This window comes from Flavobacterium geliluteum (genome assembly GCF_017948595.1).
GTDB classification, from domain to species: domain Bacteria; phylum Bacteroidota; class Bacteroidia; order Flavobacteriales; family Flavobacteriaceae; genus Flavobacterium; species Flavobacterium flavipigmentatum.
This window is the reverse complement of the sequence record NZ_JAGFBV010000008.1, coordinates 20,656-35,771: the sequence shown is the minus strand read 5'-3', so window position 1 is coordinate 35,771 and position 15,116 is coordinate 20,656. Positions and strand designations below refer to the sequence as shown.

At 34.4% G+C, this 15,116-nt stretch carries 23 protein-coding genes; all 23 read right to left on the bottom strand.

Annotation, left to right across the window (positions count from 1 at the left end; genetic code table 11):
* Nucleotides 1-27: 27 nt before the first annotated feature.
* Nucleotides 28-963, bottom strand: coding sequence for a citrulline utilization hydrolase CtlX (gene ctlX / locus J3495_RS06650; protein ID WP_210665773.1), 936 nt, complete (start codon nucleotides 961-963; stop codon nucleotides 28-30).
* A gap of 65 nt (nucleotides 964-1,028) precedes the next feature.
* Nucleotides 1,029-1,397: a four helix bundle protein gene (locus tag J3495_RS06645; protein ID WP_210665772.1), complete on the bottom strand. Its 369-nt coding sequence runs from the start codon at nucleotides 1,395-1,397 to the stop codon at nucleotides 1,029-1,031.
* A gap of 60 nt (nucleotides 1,398-1,457) precedes the next feature.
* Nucleotides 1,458-2,372, bottom strand: a complete 915-nt coding sequence (locus J3495_RS06640; RefSeq protein WP_210665771.1) for a dimethylarginine dimethylaminohydrolase family protein — start codon at nucleotides 2,370-2,372, stop codon at nucleotides 1,458-1,460.
* Nucleotides 2,373-2,438: 66 nt separating this feature from the next.
* Nucleotides 2,439-3,716, bottom strand: coding sequence for a citrate synthase (locus tag J3495_RS06635; RefSeq protein WP_210665770.1), 1,278 nt, complete (start codon nucleotides 3,714-3,716; stop codon nucleotides 2,439-2,441).
* 156 nt (nucleotides 3,717-3,872) lie between these two features.
* Nucleotides 3,873-5,165: a phosphopyruvate hydratase gene (gene eno / locus J3495_RS06630; protein WP_210665769.1), complete on the bottom strand. Its 1,293-nt coding sequence runs from the start codon at nucleotides 5,163-5,165 to the stop codon at nucleotides 3,873-3,875.
* A 101-nt stretch (nucleotides 5,166-5,266) separates the two neighbouring features.
* On the bottom strand, nucleotides 5,267-6,385 hold the full coding sequence (gene carA / locus J3495_RS06625) for a glutamine-hydrolyzing carbamoyl-phosphate synthase small subunit (protein WP_210665768.1): 1,119 nt from the start codon (nucleotides 6,383-6,385) through the stop codon (nucleotides 5,267-5,269).
* 251 nt (nucleotides 6,386-6,636) lie between these two features.
* Nucleotides 6,637-7,128, bottom strand: a complete 492-nt coding sequence (gene rplQ, locus J3495_RS06620; protein WP_029272056.1) for a 50S ribosomal protein L17 — start codon at nucleotides 7,126-7,128, stop codon at nucleotides 6,637-6,639.
* Between the two features lie 36 nt (nucleotides 7,129-7,164).
* Nucleotides 7,165-8,157: a DNA-directed RNA polymerase subunit alpha gene (locus J3495_RS06615; protein ID WP_026109818.1), complete on the bottom strand. Its 993-nt coding sequence runs from the start codon at nucleotides 8,155-8,157 to the stop codon at nucleotides 7,165-7,167.
* Nucleotides 8,158-8,178: 21 nt separating this feature from the next.
* Nucleotides 8,179-8,784 carry a 30S ribosomal protein S4 gene (gene rpsD, locus J3495_RS06610; protein ID WP_210665767.1) on the bottom strand — a complete coding sequence of 202 codons (606 nt, stop codon included), beginning with the start codon at nucleotides 8,782-8,784 and terminating at the stop codon, nucleotides 8,179-8,181.
* 92 nt (nucleotides 8,785-8,876) lie between these two features.
* Nucleotides 8,877-9,260: a 30S ribosomal protein S11 gene (rpsK, locus tag J3495_RS06605; RefSeq protein WP_007803677.1), complete on the bottom strand. Its 384-nt coding sequence runs from the start codon at nucleotides 9,258-9,260 to the stop codon at nucleotides 8,877-8,879.
* A gap of 8 nt (nucleotides 9,261-9,268) precedes the next feature.
* Nucleotides 9,269-9,643, bottom strand: a complete 375-nt coding sequence (rpsM, locus tag J3495_RS06600) for a 30S ribosomal protein S13 (RefSeq protein ID WP_210665766.1) — start codon at nucleotides 9,641-9,643, stop codon at nucleotides 9,269-9,271.
* Nucleotides 9,644-9,645: 2 nt separating this feature from the next.
* The gene (gene ykgO, locus J3495_RS06595) at nucleotides 9,646-9,762 is read right to left on the bottom strand and encodes a type B 50S ribosomal protein L36 (protein WP_072945378.1); all 117 of its coding nucleotides are present in this window, start codon (nucleotides 9,760-9,762) and stop codon (nucleotides 9,646-9,648) included.
* Nucleotides 9,763-9,774: 12 nt separating this feature from the next.
* Complete coding sequence (gene infA / locus J3495_RS06590) at nucleotides 9,775-9,990, bottom strand: translation initiation factor IF-1 (RefSeq protein WP_007136545.1); 216 nt, start codon at nucleotides 9,988-9,990, stop codon at nucleotides 9,775-9,777.
* 6 nt (nucleotides 9,991-9,996) lie between these two features.
* Entirely contained in the window at nucleotides 9,997-11,343 is a 1,347-nt protein-coding gene (gene secY, locus J3495_RS06585) for a preprotein translocase subunit SecY (protein ID WP_210665765.1), read from the bottom strand.
* Nucleotides 11,344-11,355: 12 nt separating this feature from the next.
* On the bottom strand, nucleotides 11,356-11,808 hold the full coding sequence (gene rplO, locus J3495_RS06580) for a 50S ribosomal protein L15 (protein ID WP_007803667.1): 453 nt from the start codon (nucleotides 11,806-11,808) through the stop codon (nucleotides 11,356-11,358).
* 11 nt (nucleotides 11,809-11,819) lie between these two features.
* A complete protein-coding gene (rpmD, locus tag J3495_RS06575) occupies nucleotides 11,820-12,002 on the bottom strand; it encodes a 50S ribosomal protein L30 (RefSeq protein ID WP_017495010.1) in 183 nt (60 codons plus the stop codon).
* Nucleotides 12,003-12,014: 12 nt separating this feature from the next.
* Entirely contained in the window at nucleotides 12,015-12,539 is a 525-nt protein-coding gene (rpsE, locus tag J3495_RS06570) for a 30S ribosomal protein S5 (RefSeq protein ID WP_085950271.1), read from the bottom strand.
* A 3-nt stretch (nucleotides 12,540-12,542) separates the two neighbouring features.
* Nucleotides 12,543-12,893 carry a 50S ribosomal protein L18 gene (rplR, locus tag J3495_RS06565; RefSeq protein ID WP_072960630.1) on the bottom strand — a complete coding sequence of 117 codons (351 nt, stop codon included), beginning with the start codon at nucleotides 12,891-12,893 and terminating at the stop codon, nucleotides 12,543-12,545.
* Between the two features lie 11 nt (nucleotides 12,894-12,904).
* Nucleotides 12,905-13,447, bottom strand: coding sequence for a 50S ribosomal protein L6 (gene rplF, locus J3495_RS06560; RefSeq protein WP_210665764.1), 543 nt, complete (start codon nucleotides 13,445-13,447; stop codon nucleotides 12,905-12,907).
* Nucleotides 13,448-13,465: 18 nt separating this feature from the next.
* Nucleotides 13,466-13,864 (bottom strand): 30S ribosomal protein S8, encoded by a 399-nt coding sequence (rpsH, locus tag J3495_RS06555; RefSeq protein ID WP_210665763.1) that lies wholly within the window; start codon nucleotides 13,862-13,864, stop codon nucleotides 13,466-13,468.
* Between the two features lie 104 nt (nucleotides 13,865-13,968).
* A complete protein-coding gene (gene rpsN, locus J3495_RS06550; RefSeq protein ID WP_007803655.1) occupies nucleotides 13,969-14,238 on the bottom strand; it encodes a 30S ribosomal protein S14 in 270 nt (89 codons plus the stop codon).
* A 3-nt stretch (nucleotides 14,239-14,241) separates the two neighbouring features.
* Nucleotides 14,242-14,793 carry a 50S ribosomal protein L5 gene (rplE, locus tag J3495_RS06545; protein ID WP_017495015.1) on the bottom strand — a complete coding sequence of 184 codons (552 nt, stop codon included), beginning with the start codon at nucleotides 14,791-14,793 and terminating at the stop codon, nucleotides 14,242-14,244.
* Between the two features lie 2 nt (nucleotides 14,794-14,795).
* Nucleotides 14,796-15,110: a 50S ribosomal protein L24 gene (gene rplX / locus J3495_RS06540; RefSeq protein ID WP_007803650.1), complete on the bottom strand. Its 315-nt coding sequence runs from the start codon at nucleotides 15,108-15,110 to the stop codon at nucleotides 14,796-14,798.
* Between the last annotated feature and the right edge of the window lie 6 nt (nucleotides 15,111-15,116).

Sequence of the window (15,116 nt, the reverse complement as noted above, 5' to 3'; positions counted from 1 at the left end):
TCCCTTTTTTAGTTAGAAAAAATAAGTTTAGTTTTTTGGCAAAAACACTTCTGCCATCATACATCTGGCACTTCCGCCACCACAAGCTTCTATTGTATCTAGACTTGAGCTCAAAATTTCTGCATGATTTTCTAATTGTGCAATTTGTTTTGCTGTTAAACTCTGATGCGCTGATGCACTCATGACAATATATTTTTTATCATTTGTACCACGAACTTCCAGCATATTTCCTGCAAAGTTATTTACTTGAGCTTCTGTGATTAAAATAACTTCTTTTTTATCTGCTTTTAGGTTTTCTAGGACCATTTTGCGTTCTTTTTTATCGTCGATACAATCGGCACAGATAACAGCAAAAGTTTCACCTAAACACATCATTACATTGGTGTGGTAAATTAGTTTACGTTCTCCATCCACAGTTTGATAGGCTTCAAAAATTACTGGCGCATAATCAAAATCTTCGCAGAATTCGATAAACAATTCTTCATCAGCGCGAGGCGATAAAGCACAATATGCTTTTCCATTGGCTCGATCCAGAAGCAAGCTCCCAGTTCCTTCCAGAAAAATACCGTCTTCTTCTGCCGAGGTATAATCCATGATATTGGCAATTTTAAAACCTTTGTCTTCCAGTGTGTCTAAAATATCTTCGCGACGCTCGTGACGGCGATTTTCTGCAAACATAGGATACAATGCAACATCTCCATTTTCATGAAATGAAACCCAATTGTTTGGAAAAATACTATCCGGTGTATCGGTTTCTAAACTGTCCTCGATAACGGTAACATCTACTCCTACCGCTCTTAATTTTTCTACAAAAGTATCAAACTCTTGTTGTGCTTTGGCGTTTACAGTGCTAGGCAAAAGTCCGTCTAATACCTTCTGATAATAATTATTTACAGCCGTTTGCTCATTCATTCTGAAAGCAACCGGGCGAATCATGACGATTGCATTTGTAGTTTGTTTCATAATCTTTTGTTGTGGGTTTTGAGTTGTGGGTTTTGAGTTTTTAAAATTGAGCAGATTATTTTGAGTCAATTTTTCCAATTCTCTTCAACATACCTAATAAAATTAAATATTTTACCACCTAACCCTTCATAATTATTAATTAACTCATCCATATTGTTAAAGCAATCTGGATAAAGTTTTGCTATTTTTTCTAAATGACCAATTGTTTCAAGACAACTTGAATGTGAGTAAACCAAAAATTTTATAAAATCAGCTTTATATCTTCTTCTGCCGTAGCCTTCAATTATATTTGAAACCACAGAATCAGCAGATCTTCTTATTTGACTTCCAAGCTCATACAATTCATGTTTTGGAAGTTTCAATGATGATGGATGAACTATGTAAAATAATTCCAACCCAATTTTGTAAACGTCTAAATCTCTATAACTCTTCATTAAATCAGCTTCATTTTCATCAGTATCTCAAAACTCACAACCCAAAACTCATAACTGAATTTAATCTCTTATCAATGGCAAAGTCGAGCATCTCAACAATCCTTCTTGTTTCGCGATTTCGGCATAAGGAATTTCCTCAACGATAAAACCATTGGCACGCAGCCAATTGTTTAATCTTGTGAAATTTTTCTCAGAAACTACCACATTTTCGTCTATAGAAAACACGTTTGAACACATATTGTACATTTCCTCTCTTTCGATATGAAATAAATTTTCTTTTCCGAAAAGATTGACCAGGTACATATAATCTGCTTCTTCACGAAAACCTCTTTTGTAAATAATGCCTTTGTCTTTTCCTACTGGCTGAAAGCAACAGTCTAAATGCAGGGCATTATCACGAGCCTCAATTTTTGATTTTACCAAGTCAAATTCTTTGACGATTTTATTCGGAAACAATTGTTTGATGTAATTTACACCTTGTATATTGGTTCTTGCCGTGATATAATCTTTGTAATCACTTCCTTTATAGGTTCCTATAAAAATATGATCGTTCCATAACATAACATCACCGCCTTCAATATGTACTTCTTCCGGTGGTCGGACTACTTTTTCGGAATTCATTTGGTCGATGATATATTGAATAGCGTCTAACTCGCGTTCTCTATCTGGTAAAATATTCGATTTTACAAACGTATCATCAATTACAAAACCAATATCGCGAGCAAAAATCTGATTGTAATTTTCGATCATTTCAGGTCGATAAACCGTGACATTATATTTTTTAAAAACGGCATTAAAAGCTTCCATTTCAGCAACCATATCTTGTTCTATCGGATACGTCCCTGCTTTTATATGTTCCAAAGATTTGGGATCATAAGCCTCCTCTACAGATGGAGTTGGCCCATTATGAACGGCAGAACCCAAAACTACAGCACGCAATCTTGACGTTTCGTTCTTTATATTTAATTGCAACATAATAGTATTAAATTTTGAACAAATATAAAAAAAAGCTTCACAGTTAAGTGAAGCTTTCAAGTTATTTTATTTGTTTGACTTAAATTCTCGGAGCGGATGTCCAGTGTAAATTTGTCTTGGTCTACCTATTGGCTCTTTGTTTTCACGCATTTCTTTCCATTGTGCGATCCAGCCCGGTAATCTTCCTATCGCAAACATTACTGTAAACATATCGGTTGGAATCCCTAGTGCTCTATAAATAATTCCAGAGTAGAAATCAACATTAGGATATAAATTTCTTGATTTGAAATATTCATCTTCAAGAGCCGCAGCTTCTAATTTCTTAGCGATTTCTAAAATTGGATCTTCAACACCTAAAGTTTCTAATACTTCTTTAGCTGCTTTTTTGATGATTCTTGCTCTTGGATCAAAGTTTTTGTAGACTCTGTGACCAAAACCCATCAAACGGAAAGGATCATTTTTATCTTTAGCTTTAGCTAAAAACTTTTCTGTATCGCCTCCATCTTTGTTAATCTCTTCTAGCATTTCTAAAACTGCTTGATTAGCTCCTCCGTGAAGTGGCCCCCAAAGAGCAGAAACTCCAGCAGAGATTGAAGCAAACAAGCCAGCATGAGAAGAACCTACCATTCTTACTGTAGAAGTAGAGCAGTTTTGCTCATGATCTGCATGAAGAATAAATAATTTATCTAATGCATCGACAATAATAGGATTAGCTTTGTAAGGACCTGTAGGCAATTGAAACATCAAGTGCATAAAATTCTCTACATAACCTTTTGTATTATCGTAATAATTTAAAGGATAACCCATTGATTTTCTGTAGGTCCATGTTGCAATTACAAGAAACTTACCCATTGTTTTACAAATGGCTTCGTACATTTCTTTTTCATTATCAACATTTACTGCTTTTGGATTAAATGCTGTCAAAGCACTTGTTAATGCAGATAATACGCCCATTGGATGAGCTGTTTTTGGAAAACCATCAATGATATTTTTCATCTCTTCGTTTACCAAAGTATGTTTTTTAATATCAGTTTCAAATTGCTCCAATTGTTGAGCAGTTGGTAATTCACCAAAAATCAGAAGATAAGAAACCTCTAGAAAACTAGCTTTTTCAGCTAAATCTTCGATTGAATACCCTCTGTAACGTAAAATTCCTAATTCTCCATCCAAGAAAGTGATTTCACTTTTGCAAGAGCCAGAATTTTTATAGCCAGGATCAATTGTAATGATACCGGTTAAATCACGTAATTTGTTAATATCGATAGCTGATTCATTTTCGCTTCCTGTGATAACCGGAAGTTCAATTTTTTGACCATCTACTTCTAATGTAGCTATTTTTGACATAATATATCGGAAATAAATCTTTAAAATAATAATTTATCAAATCTAAGGAATTTAACACTAATTAAAAAAAGAATACTGCTATGAATTTGTTAAAACTCCAAAAAAAAACCATCCGTAAAAACGAATGGTTTTAAATATAAATATAAATCTTACAAATTATTTGATTTTGAAAGCATTTAATCCAGGGAAATAAGCCGTACTTCCTAACTCTTCCTCAATTCTCAATAACTGATTGTATTTTGCCATACGATCAGAACGCGAAGCCGAACCTGTTTTTATTTGACCACAGTTCAAAGCAACTGCCAAATCTGCGATGGTATTATCTTCTGTTTCTCCAGATCGGTGAGACATTACTGAAGTATAACCCGCATTTTTAGCCATATTTACTGCTGCAATAGTTTCTGTCAAAGTACCAATTTGATTTACTTTTACTAAAATTGAATTGGCAATACCTTTTTCAATTCCTGTTGACAAACGCTCAACATTGGTAACAAATAAATCATCACCAACTAATTGTACTTTATCACCAATTTTTTCGGTAAGCAATTTCCAACCATCCCAGTCATTTTCGTCCATTCCATCTTCGATAGAAATAATTGGGTATTTTGCAACCAATTCAGCTAAATATTCAACTTGCTCAGCAGAAGTTCTTACTTTACCCGTTTCTCCTTCAAATTTAGAGTAATCGTATTTACCGTTTACATAAAATTCTGCCGAAGCACAGTCAAGTGCAATCATAATTTCGTCACCGAAAGAATATCCTGCATTTTCAACTGCTAATTTTATAGTATCTAAAGCATCTTCAGTTCCACCAGCTAAATTTGGAGCAAAACCACCTTCATCACCAACAGCAGTACTTAAACCTCTGTCGTGTAACACTTTTTTCAAACTATGAAAAATTTCAGTACCCATTTGCATCGAATGAGAAAAAGAAGAAGCTTTTACAGGGAAAATCATAAACTCCTGAAATGCAATTGGTGCATCAGAATGCGAACCACCATTGATAATATTCATCATAGGCACAGGCAAAGTGTTAGCAGAAACACCACCCACATATCTGTATAATGGCAATCCTAGTTCGTTAGCAGCCGCTTTTGCAGCAGCCAAAGAAACACCTAAGATAGCGTTAGCACCTAATTTTGATTTGTTTGGAGTACCGTCAAGATCAATCATCAATTGATCAATAGTATTTTGTTCGAAAACAGAAGTACCAACTAATTCTTCAGCAATAACGGTATTTACATTATTCACTGCATTCAAAACTCCTTTTCCTAAGAATGCTTTTCCGCCATCACGTAATTCAACAGCTTCGTGTTCTCCAGTTGAAGCCCCAGATGGAACAGCTGCTCTTCCTAAAACTCCGTTTTCTGTAACTACATCAACTTCTATAGTAGGATTACCTCTGGAATCAAAAATTTGTCTCGCGTGAACTTTTATTATAATACTCATTATATTTGTTTTTTATTAATAAATTATAATTATTTTTCGAAATTATAAAAATATTTAATACTAAATACGTTATTCAGCAATTAAATACCTTTATTTATTAACTACATCGTTTTAGATAAAGTCTCTTTTATGTTCTCTACAAATTGATCAAACAAATAAGACGAATCATGTGGTCCGGGACTTGCTTCCGGATGGTATTGTACTGAAAAACAGTTCTTATTCTTCATACGCATACCGGCAACGGTTCCGTCATTCAAATGCAAATGTGTAATCTCTAAATCAGGATGACTCTCCAAAGCTTCTTTGTTTACCGCAAAACCGTGATTTTGAGAAGTAATTTCTCCTTTACCCGTAATTAAATTTTTTACGGGATGATTGATACCTCTGTGACCATTAAACATTTTGTAAGTTTGTACTCCATTTGCGAGTGCAATCACTTGGTGTCCAAGGCAAATTCCGAATAATGGCTTATCATTTGCCAAAATTTCTTTTGCTACTTCGATAGCTCCAAAAAGCGGATCCGGATCACCAGGCCCATTTGAAAGAAAATAACCATCTGGATTAAATTCGGACAAATCTTTATAAGTCGAATTGTATGGATAAACTTTTATGTAGCAATCTCTCTTAGCAAGATTTCTCAAGATATTCTTTTTAATTCCCAGGTCTAATGCAGATATTTTGTAAGTTGCATTTTCGTCACCAAAAAAATAAGGTTCAGTAGTTGAAACTTTTGATGCCAACTCTAAACCTTCCATATTTGGCACATTTGCCAATTCTTTTTTCAAATCTTCAATCGAAGTTCCGTCTGTGCAGATAACAGCATTCATTGCACCGTTGTCGCGAATGTAGCTTACCAGAGCACGAGTGTCAACATCAGAAATACAGATTAGGTTTTGTTTGATAAAATAATCTTCCAAACTGCCGGAAGCATCTTCTCTGGAATAGTTAAAACTAAAGTTTTTACAAACCAAACCAGCAATTTTGATACTATCTGATTCTATTTCTAAATCATTAACACCATAATTACCAATGTGAGGATTTGTAGCTACCATAATTTGTCCAAAATAAGAAGGATCTGTAAAAATCTCCTGATATCCGGTCATTCCAGTATTAAAACAAACCTCACCAAAAGTTTTACCGCTGATACCTATAGATTTTCCGTGAAAAATTGTTCCATCACTTAGTAATAAAATGGCGCTTTGTCGTGTAGTGTATTTCATTCTTGAATTTGTATTGTTTTTTTATCGTCTTATGAAACTTGAAGAGACAATTTCATTTGTAGTTTAACTATTTTGCAAATTTACTTCTTTAAAAGAGTGCTTCCAAGATTTTTTAAAAATTTCATTCACAAAAATAAAACGTGAGATGACAAATAAGTTAAATCTGGGATTTCCTTTAAAAAAAATCAAAAAAAAAGGATAAACTAAAAATTAGTTTATCCTTGATTATTATAGAATCATTACTTTCATAATTATTCAGAAGCTTCAGTAGTCGATTCTGATTCAGCAGCAGGAGCTTCCGGAGTAGTCTCCTCAGCTTTTTTAGCTTTACCACCACGACGGCTTTTTGCTTTTTTAACTTCTTTTTTACCTCCATTGTAAAGTTCGTTAAAATCTACAAGTTCGATCATTGCCATATCAGCATTATCTCCCAAACGATTTCCAACTTTAATGATACGAGTGTATCCACCTGGACGGTCTCCAACTTTAGCAGCTACGTCTCTGAACAAGTCAGTTACCGCATATTTACTACGTAAGTAAGCAAAAACAATACGACGATTGTGAGTCGTATCTTCTTTTGATTTTGTGATTAAAGGCTCAACGAATTGTTTAAGCGCTTTAGCCTTAGCAACAGTAGTGTTAATACGTTTGTGCTCAATAAGAGAACAAGCCATATTAGCCAACATAGCTTTTCTATGTCCAGTCTGTCTGCTTAAGTGATTGAATTTTTTTCCGTGTCTCATTGCTATTTTAAATTTAATCCCGCAAGCGGGATTGAATTATTCTTTATCTAATTTGTATTTAGCTAAATCCATTCCGAAGGTTAAATTTTTAACTGCAACAAGTTCGTCAAGCTCAGTTAAAGATTTTTTACCAAAATTACGGAATTTCATCAGGTCATTTTTATTGAACGATACTAAATCACCAAGTGTATCAACTTCAGCCGCTTTCAAGCAATTTAATGCTCTCACAGATAAGTCCATATCAACAAGCTTAGTTTTAAGCAATTGTCTCATATGCAATGACTCTTCATCATACGATTCTGTTTGTGCAATTTCGTCAGCCTCGAGTGTAATTCTTTCGTCAGAAAACAACATGAAGTGGTGAATTAAAACTTTAGCAGCTTCAGTAAGAGCATCTTTTGGATTAATAGAGCCATCAGTTTTTATTTCAAAAACTAATTTTTCGTAATCTGTTTTTTGTTCTACACGGAAGTTTTCTATTGCATATTTTACGTTTTTTACCGGGGTAAAAATAGAATCTGTAAAAATAGTACCAATGGCCGCATTCTGTTTTTTGTTCTCCTCAGCAGGAACATATCCTCTACCTTTTTCGATTGTTAAATCGAAGTTCAATTTGATTTTAGAATCTAAATTACAGATAACAAGGTCTGGATTCAGAACTTGAAAACCTGAAATGAATTTTTGAAAATCACCTGCTGTTAATTGATCTTTACCTGAAACAGAAATTGTAACTGCTTCATTATCGATATCTTCAATTTGACGTTTGAAACGTACTTGTTTTAGATTAAGGATAATTTCGGTAACATCTTCAACAACACCTGAAATAGTAGAAAACTCATGATCTACACCTTCGATACGAACAGATGTAATTGCATAACCTTCTAATGCTGAAAGCAAAACTCTTCTAAGTGCATTACCAACTGTCAATCCATAACCAGGTTCTAAAGGTCTAAATTCGAATTTACCTTCAAAATCGGTTGAATCGATCATGATAACTTTATCGGGCTTTTGAAAATTAAATATTGCCATAAATTTCGACTAAGTCAATTATTATTTGTTGTACAACTCTACGATTAATTGTTCTTTAATGTTTTCTGGGATTTGAAGTCTCGCTGGTACAGAAACAAAAGTTCCTTCTTTAAGATCTTGATTCCAAGTAATCCATTCATAAACATGACTTGAATTTGATAAAGATCGTTCGATAGCTTCTAAAGATTTAGATTTTTCACGGACAGCAACCTTATCACCCGGTTTAAGGTGGTAAGAAGGTATGTTTACAACTTCACCATTTACAGTAACGTGTCTGTGAGATACTAATTGTCTAGCACCTCTTCTAGAAGGAGCAATACCCATTCTAAAAACTACGTTATCTAATCTTGCTTCACATAATTGTAAAAGAACCTCACCAGTAACACCTTTAGTTGCTGATGCCTTTTTGAATAAACCTCTGAATTGTTTTTCTAAAATTCCGTAAGAATATTTAGCTTTTTGCTTTTCCATTAACTGAACAGCGTACTCAGATTTTTTACCTCTTTTTTTAGCCATCCCGTGTTGTCCAGGTGGGTAATTTCTTCTTTCGAAAGATTTGTCATCTCCGAAGATTGCTTCGCCAAATTTACGAGCAATTCTAGTTTTAGGACCAGTATATCTTGCCATTTCTAAAAATTAAATTTAAGGTAGAGATTATGAATTCAGGTCATATCCTTCGATAATCGTTTATTCTACCTTGTTTATACTTAAATATATTATTAAACTCTACGTCTCTTTGGAGGACGACATCCGTTGTGTGGCATTGGAGTAACATCGATAATCTCTGTAACTTCAATTCCACCGTTATGTATAGAACGAATAGCAGACTCACGTCCATTTCCTGGTCCTTTTACATAAACCTTAACTTTTTTAAGTCCTGCCTCAAGAGCTACTTTACTACAATCTTCTGCTGCCATTTGAGCTGCATACGGAGTATTCTTTTTAGAACCTCTGAAACCCATTTTACCAGCTGAAGACCAAGAAATAACTTCACCTTTCTTGTTTGTCAAAGAAATAATGATGTTGTTGAAAGTGGCAGAAATATGAGCTTCACCCGTTGATTCAACGATAACTTTACGTTTTTTTGCAGTTGCTTTAGCCATATTACTTATTATTTAGTTGCTTTTTTCTTGTTAGCAACAGTTTTTCTTTTACCTTTTCTTGTTCTAGAGTTGTTTTTAGTTCTTTGTCCTCTTAAAGGAAGACCAGATCTATGACGGATACCTCTGTAACATCCAATATCCATTAAACGTTTGATGTTTAAAGAAACTTCAGAACGCAATTCTCCTTCAATTTTGTAAACTCCAACAGCTTCACGAATTGCTCCGATCTCGTCATCATTCCAATCTTGAACTTTTTTGTCTTGGCTAACTTGAGCTTTCTCTAAAATCTCAATTGCTCTACTTCTTCCTAATCCGAAGATATAGGTAAGTGCTATAACACCTCTCTTATTTTTTGGGATATCTACCCCTGCTATTCTTGCCATAATTATCCTTGTCTTTGTTTAAATCTAGGATTCTTTTTGTTTATTACGTACAATCTCCCTTTTCTACGCACAATGATGCACTCGGGACTTCTCTTTTTTACTGATGCTCTAACTTTCATAGTGAATATCCTTTAATATCGATAAGTAATTCTTGCTTTTGACAAGTCATAAGGGCTCATTTCTAGTTTCACTTTATCACCAGGTAATAACTTGATGTAATGCATACGCATCTTACCAGAAATATGAGCAATTACAATATGTCCATTTTCTAACTCTACACGGAACATCGCATTTGATAATGCTTCGATGATTGACCCGTCTTGTTCTATTGCTGATTGTTTTGCCATGAATAATTAAGCTACTGCTTTTCTATTTTTACCAGTCTTCATTAAACCATCATAATGTTTATTTAACAAGTATGAATTGATTTGTTGAATAGTATCTATTGCAACTCCAACCATAATTATTAAAGAGGTACCTCCAAAAAACATCGCCCAAGATTGTTGTACATCCATAATACTTACAACAATGGCTGGAAAAACAGCAATCAAGGCAAGGAATAAAGATCCTGGGAAAGTTATTAAAGACATCACTTTGTCAAGAAAGTCTGAAGTTTCAGCTCCTGGTCTAACACCTGGAATAAAACCACCACTTCTTTTTAAATCATCGGCCATTTTATTAGTAGGTACTGTAATCGCTGTATAAAAGAATGTAAATACAATAATTAACGTTGCAAAAACAAAATTATACCAAAAACCAAACATATTACTAAATGTACCTACAATTGATTGCGATGCATCTGATTTAGACAATCCAGCCACAGCAGCTGGTATAAACATAATTGCTTGCGCAAAAATGATTGGCATAACCCCAGAAGCATTTAGCTTAAGTGGAATCCATTGTCTATTACCACCTGCTAAATCTTGCTCGTAATCTCCTGTTGTTGTACGACGAGCGTATTGTACAGGAATTCTACGTACTGCCATTGTAAGCAATACACAAGCAATGATAACTAATAACCATACAATGATTTCAATAACCAATAACATCGGGCCACCGTTGTTATTCGTAACTCTGGTTGTAAATTCTTGTATAAAAGCCTGAGGTAAACGAGCTAAGATACCAACCATAATTAATAATGAAATTCCATTTCCAATTCCTTTATCTGTAATTTTTTCTCCAAGCCACATAGCAAAAATAGTACCTGAGACTAAGATAATAACAGAAGAAAACAAGAACTCCGGAGAGTTAAACCCTAGCAAAAATGCATTGCTAGGTAATGTTCTGTATAAATTATAGATATAAGTTGGACCTTGAACCAATGTAATAGCAATAGTTAACCAACGTGTAATTTGATTAATCTTTTTTCTACCACTCTCTCCATCATTTTGAAGTTTTTGCAAATATGGAATCGCAATTCCCATTAACTGAACAACAATAGACGCAGAAATGTAAGGCATAATCCCTAAAGCAAAAACTGAAGCTTTAGAAAAAGCACCTCCGGTGAACATGTCTAGAATAGATCCTAAACCATTTTTTGTTTGTCCCGCTAAACCAGTCAATTGAGTTGCGTCAATTCCGGGAAGCGTAACGTGTGCTCCAAAACGATAAACTAACAATAAACCTAAAGTGATTAGGATTCTGTTTTTCAGTTCTTCGATTTTCCAAACATTACTTATTGATTCAATAAATTTCTTCATACAATAGAAAAATTATATTGTTACAGCCTCTCCACCAGCAGCTTCAATAGCGGCTTTTGCAGTAGCAGTAAATTTGTGAGCAGTTACTTTTAATTTTGCTTTCAATTCTCCTCTACCTAAAATCTTAACGATTTCGTTTTTGGTAGCTAGACGGTTTGCTACGTAATCTGTCATTGAAACAGAGTCAGTAATTACACCATTGTCTACTAATAATTGAAGCGTATCTAAATTAACACCTTCGTATTCTTTACGGTTGATGTTTGTGAAACCAAACTTAGGCACACGTCTTTGAAGTGGCATTTGTCCACCTTCAAAACCAATCTTTTTAGAATAACCAGAACGAGATTTTGCTCCTTTGTGACCTCTTGCAGAAGTACCACCTTTTCCTGAACCTTCTCCTCTACCTAATCTTTTATTTTGATTGTGTGTTGACCCTTCAGCTGGTTGTAAGTTACTTAAATTCATAACAGTATTTGTTATTTAGCTTCTTCAACAGAAACTAAGTGTTTAACTTTGTTTATCATCCCAAGGATAGCAGGGTTTGAATCATGCTCTACAACTTGTCCCATTTTACGTAGACCCAAAGCTTCCAAACCTCTCTTTTGAGAAAGAGGACAGTTGATTTTGCTTCGTACTTGTTTTACTAATAATTTAGCCATAATTTCCTTGAATTAACCTTTAAAAACTTTTTCTAAAGAAACACCTCTTTGTTTTGCAACAGTGTAAGCGCTTCTCATTTGTAATAAAGCATCAAAAGTTGCTTTCACTACGTTATGAGGATTTGATGATCCTTGAGATTTAGATAATACATCATGAATCCCTACTGACTCAAGAACTGAACGAACAGCTCCACCAGCAATAACTCCAGTACCATGAGAGGCAGGAATTAAGAATACACGTGCACCACCAAATTTACCTTTTTGTTCGTGAGGAACAGATTGTCCATTCAAAGGAATTTTTACTAAATTTTTCTTAGCATCTTCTACTGCTTTCGCAATTGCTTCAGAAACGTCTTTAGATTTTCCTAATCCGTGACCCACTACTCCGTTTTCATCACCTACAACTACAATAGCAGAAAAACCGAAAGCTCTACCACCTTTTGTAACCTTAGTAACACGATTAACACTTACCAGACGATCTTTAAGTTCAAGACCACTTGGTTTTACCAATTCTACATTTTTGTATTTAGACATAATATATTAGAATTTAAGTCCAGCCGCTCTTGCGCCTTCTGCTAATGATTTAATACGTCCGTGATATAAATATCCACCTCTATCAAAAGTGATGGTATCAATCCCAGCCTTTAACGCTTTTTCAGCAACTAGTTTTCCAACTGCAGCCGCTACTTCAACGTTTGTACCTTTTCCTATTTCTTTTTCTCTTGAAGATGCAGCTAATAAAGTAACTCCATTTACGTCATCAATAAGTTGCGCATAAATTTCTTTGTTACTTCTAAATACAGATAGTCTAGGATTAGTAGCAGTACCACTAATCGATTTTCTAATTCTGAATCTAATTCTCTGTCTTCTATCAGATTTTGTTAATGACATAATCTTATTTTTTAAGCTGATTTACCTGCTTTTCTTCTTAATACTTCACCCACAAATTTAACACCTTTTCCTTTGTACGGCTCTGGTTTACGGAAACCTCTGATTTTCGCAGCAACTTGGCCTAAAAGTTGTTTGTCAAATGATGTTAATTTTACGATAGGGTTTTTACCTTTTTCAGATATTGTTTCTACCACTACTTCTGGAGCAACTTCTAAAACAATATTGTGAGAATATCCAAGAGCTAAATCTAGCTTTTGACCTTGGTTTGAAGCTCTATAACCAACTCCAACTAATTCAAGTTCTTTAGTAAAACCTTCATTTACACCCACAATCATGTTATTGATTAATGATCTGTATAATCCGTGTTTTGCTCTTTGGTCTTTATGATCAGACGATCTTTCTACTAATACCTGATCGCCTTCAACAGTTACAGTTACGTCCGAAAACTCCTGAGTTAGTTGACCTTTTTTTCCTTTTACTGTAACTATACCGTCTTTAACTTCAACAGTTACGCCAGCAGTAATTACAATTGGATTTTTACCTATTCTTGACATCTTATCTAGTCTTTATAATTAGTATACGTAACAAATTACTTCACCACCTACATGTAATTGCTTAGCTTGTTTTCCTGTCATCAAACCTTTAGATGTAGAAACAATAGCAATTCCTAACCCGTTAAGGATTCTAGGTAATTTATCAGCACCTGCATATTTACGCAAACCAGGTTTACTAATTCTTTGGATATCTTTAATTACAGGCTCCTTAGTATCTTTATCATACTTCAAAGCGATTTTGATAGAACCCTGAACGGTGTTGCTTTCAAATTTGTAACTTAAGATATAACCTTGATCAAATAAGATCTTAGTTATTTCTTTTTTAAGATTAGATGCTGGAATTTCGACAACTTTGTGGTTTGCAGCCACAGCGTTACGAACTCTAGTCAAATAATCTGCAATAGGATCTGTATACATATGTATTTGATTGCGATTATGGTTTTCGGGAGGCACTCGCCTCCCGAACCTTTAATCAATTAAAATTATTTTTTGGTTTGCAAAAGTAGTAACTTATTGCGAGATTACCAAGATGCTTTTTTAACACCAGGAATTAATCCATTATTAGCCATCTCACGGAAAGTTACACGTGAAATACCGAATTGACGGATATACCCTCTAGGTCTACCTGTTAATTTACAACGATTGTGTAAACGAACTGGTGAAGCATTTTTAGGTAATTTTTGTAATCCTTCAAAATCTCCAGCTTCTTTCAAAGCTTTTCTTTTCTCAGCATACTTCGCTACCGTTTTCTCTCTCTTAACCTCGCGGGCTTTCATTGATTCTTTAGCCATGTCTTAATTCTTTTTAAAAGGTAATCCTAATTCAGCCAATAATGACTTTGCTTCCTTGTCTGTTTTTGCAGTAGTAACAAATGTAATATCCATTCCTGAAATTTTGTTTACTTTATCAATATCAATTTCAGGGAAAATGATTTGCTCCAAAACTCCAAGGTTATAGTTACCTCTTCCGTCGAAACCAGTAGCTTTGATACCACTAAAATCTCTAACACGCGGTAAAGCAGAAGTAATAAGTCTATCTAAAAACTCATACATTCTTTCACCACGTAAAGTAACTTTTGCTCCAATAGGCATCCCTTTTCTCAATTTGAAAGACGCAACGTCTTTCTTAGAGATTGTAGATACTGCTTTTTGTCCAGTGATCTTTGTTAACTCATCAACTGCATAGTCAATAAGTTTTTTATCAGATACAGCTGCACCAACTCCACGGCTCAAAACGATTTTTTCCAATTTTGGAACTTGCATTACGTTTGTATATCCGAATTCCTCTTTAAGAGCAGAGATTACTCTACTCTTATATTCTTCTTTTAGTCTAGGTGTATATGCCATTACTATAGTACTTGATTAGATTTTTTTGAAAATCTTACTTTCTTATCTCCTTCTACTCTAATACCAACTCTAGTTGTTTCCTTAGTTTTAGGATCAATTAGCGAAATGTTAGATATTTGTATAGAAGCTTCTTTCTTAACGATACCACCTTGAGGGTTTTTAGCACTTGGTTTTGTATGTTTCGAAACCATGTTTACACCTTCAACTATCGCTTTATTTTTCTCACGGTAAACACGTAAAACTTTACCTTCAGCACCTTTATGGTCTCCAGCAATTACTCTTACGATGTCTCCTGATTTTATTTTTAGCTTTATCATCTTAAA

Excerpts from the sequence above, each read along its gene's own strand:
- ctlX (WP_210665773.1), bottom strand. The coding sequence starts at position 963 with ATGAAACAAACTACAAATGCAATCGTCATGATTCGCCCGGTTGCTTTC.
- J3495_RS06645 (WP_210665772.1), bottom strand. The coding sequence starts at position 1,397 with ATGAAGAGTTATAGAGATTTAGACGTTTACAAAATTGGGTTGGAATTA.
- J3495_RS06640 (WP_210665771.1), bottom strand. The coding sequence starts at position 2,372 with ATGTTGCAATTAAATATAAAGAACGAAACGTCAAGATTGCGTGCTGTA.
- J3495_RS06635 (WP_210665770.1), bottom strand. The coding sequence starts at position 3,716 with ATGTCAAAAATAGCTACATTAGAAGTAGATGGTCAAAAAATTGAACTT.
- eno (WP_210665769.1), bottom strand. The coding sequence starts at position 5,165 with ATGAGTATTATAATAAAAGTTCACGCGAGACAAATTTTTGATTCCAGA.
- carA (WP_210665768.1), bottom strand. The coding sequence starts at position 6,385 with ATGAAATACACTACACGACAAAGCGCCATTTTATTACTAAGTGATGGA.
- rplQ (WP_029272056.1), bottom strand. The coding sequence starts at position 7,128 with ATGAGACACGGAAAAAAATTCAATCACTTAAGCAGACAGACTGGACAT.
- J3495_RS06615 (WP_026109818.1), bottom strand. The coding sequence starts at position 8,157 with ATGGCAATATTTAATTTTCAAAAGCCCGATAAAGTTATCATGATCGAT.
- rpsD (WP_210665767.1), bottom strand. The coding sequence starts at position 8,784 with ATGGCAAGATATACTGGTCCTAAAACTAGAATTGCTCGTAAATTTGGC.
- rpsK (WP_007803677.1), bottom strand. The coding sequence starts at position 9,260 with ATGGCTAAAGCAACTGCAAAAAAACGTAAAGTTATCGTTGAATCAACG.
- rpsM (WP_210665766.1), bottom strand. The coding sequence starts at position 9,643 with ATGGCAAGAATAGCAGGGGTAGATATCCCAAAAAATAAGAGAGGTGTT.
- ykgO (WP_072945378.1), bottom strand. The coding sequence starts at position 9,762 with ATGAAAGTTAGAGCATCAGTAAAAAAGAGAAGTCCCGAGTGCATCATT.
- infA (WP_007136545.1), bottom strand. The coding sequence starts at position 9,990 with ATGGCAAAACAATCAGCAATAGAACAAGACGGGTCAATCATCGAAGCA.
- secY (WP_210665765.1), bottom strand. The coding sequence starts at position 11,343 with ATGAAGAAATTTATTGAATCAATAAGTAATGTTTGGAAAATCGAAGAA.
- rplO (WP_007803667.1), bottom strand. The coding sequence starts at position 11,808 with ATGAATTTAAGTAACTTACAACCAGCTGAAGGGTCAACACACAATCAA.
- rpmD (WP_017495010.1), bottom strand. The coding sequence starts at position 12,002 with ATGGCTAAATTATTAGTAAAACAAGTACGAAGCAAAATCAACTGTCCT.
- rplR (WP_072960630.1), bottom strand. The coding sequence starts at position 12,893 with ATGTCATTAACAAAATCTGATAGAAGACAGAGAATTAGATTCAGAATT.
- rplF (WP_210665764.1), bottom strand. The coding sequence starts at position 13,447 with ATGTCAAGAATAGGTAAAAATCCAATTGTAATTACTGCTGGCGTAACT.
- rpsH (WP_210665763.1), bottom strand. The coding sequence starts at position 13,864 with ATGTATACAGATCCTATTGCAGATTATTTGACTAGAGTTCGTAACGCT.
- rpsN (WP_007803655.1), bottom strand. The coding sequence starts at position 14,238 with ATGGCTAAAGAATCAATGAAAGCCCGCGAGGTTAAGAGAGAGAAAACG.
- rplE (WP_017495015.1), bottom strand. The coding sequence starts at position 14,793 with ATGGCATATACACCTAGACTAAAAGAAGAATATAAGAGTAGAGTAATC.
- rplX (WP_007803650.1), bottom strand. The coding sequence starts at position 15,110 with ATGATAAAGCTAAAAATAAAATCAGGAGACATCGTAAGAGTAATTGCT.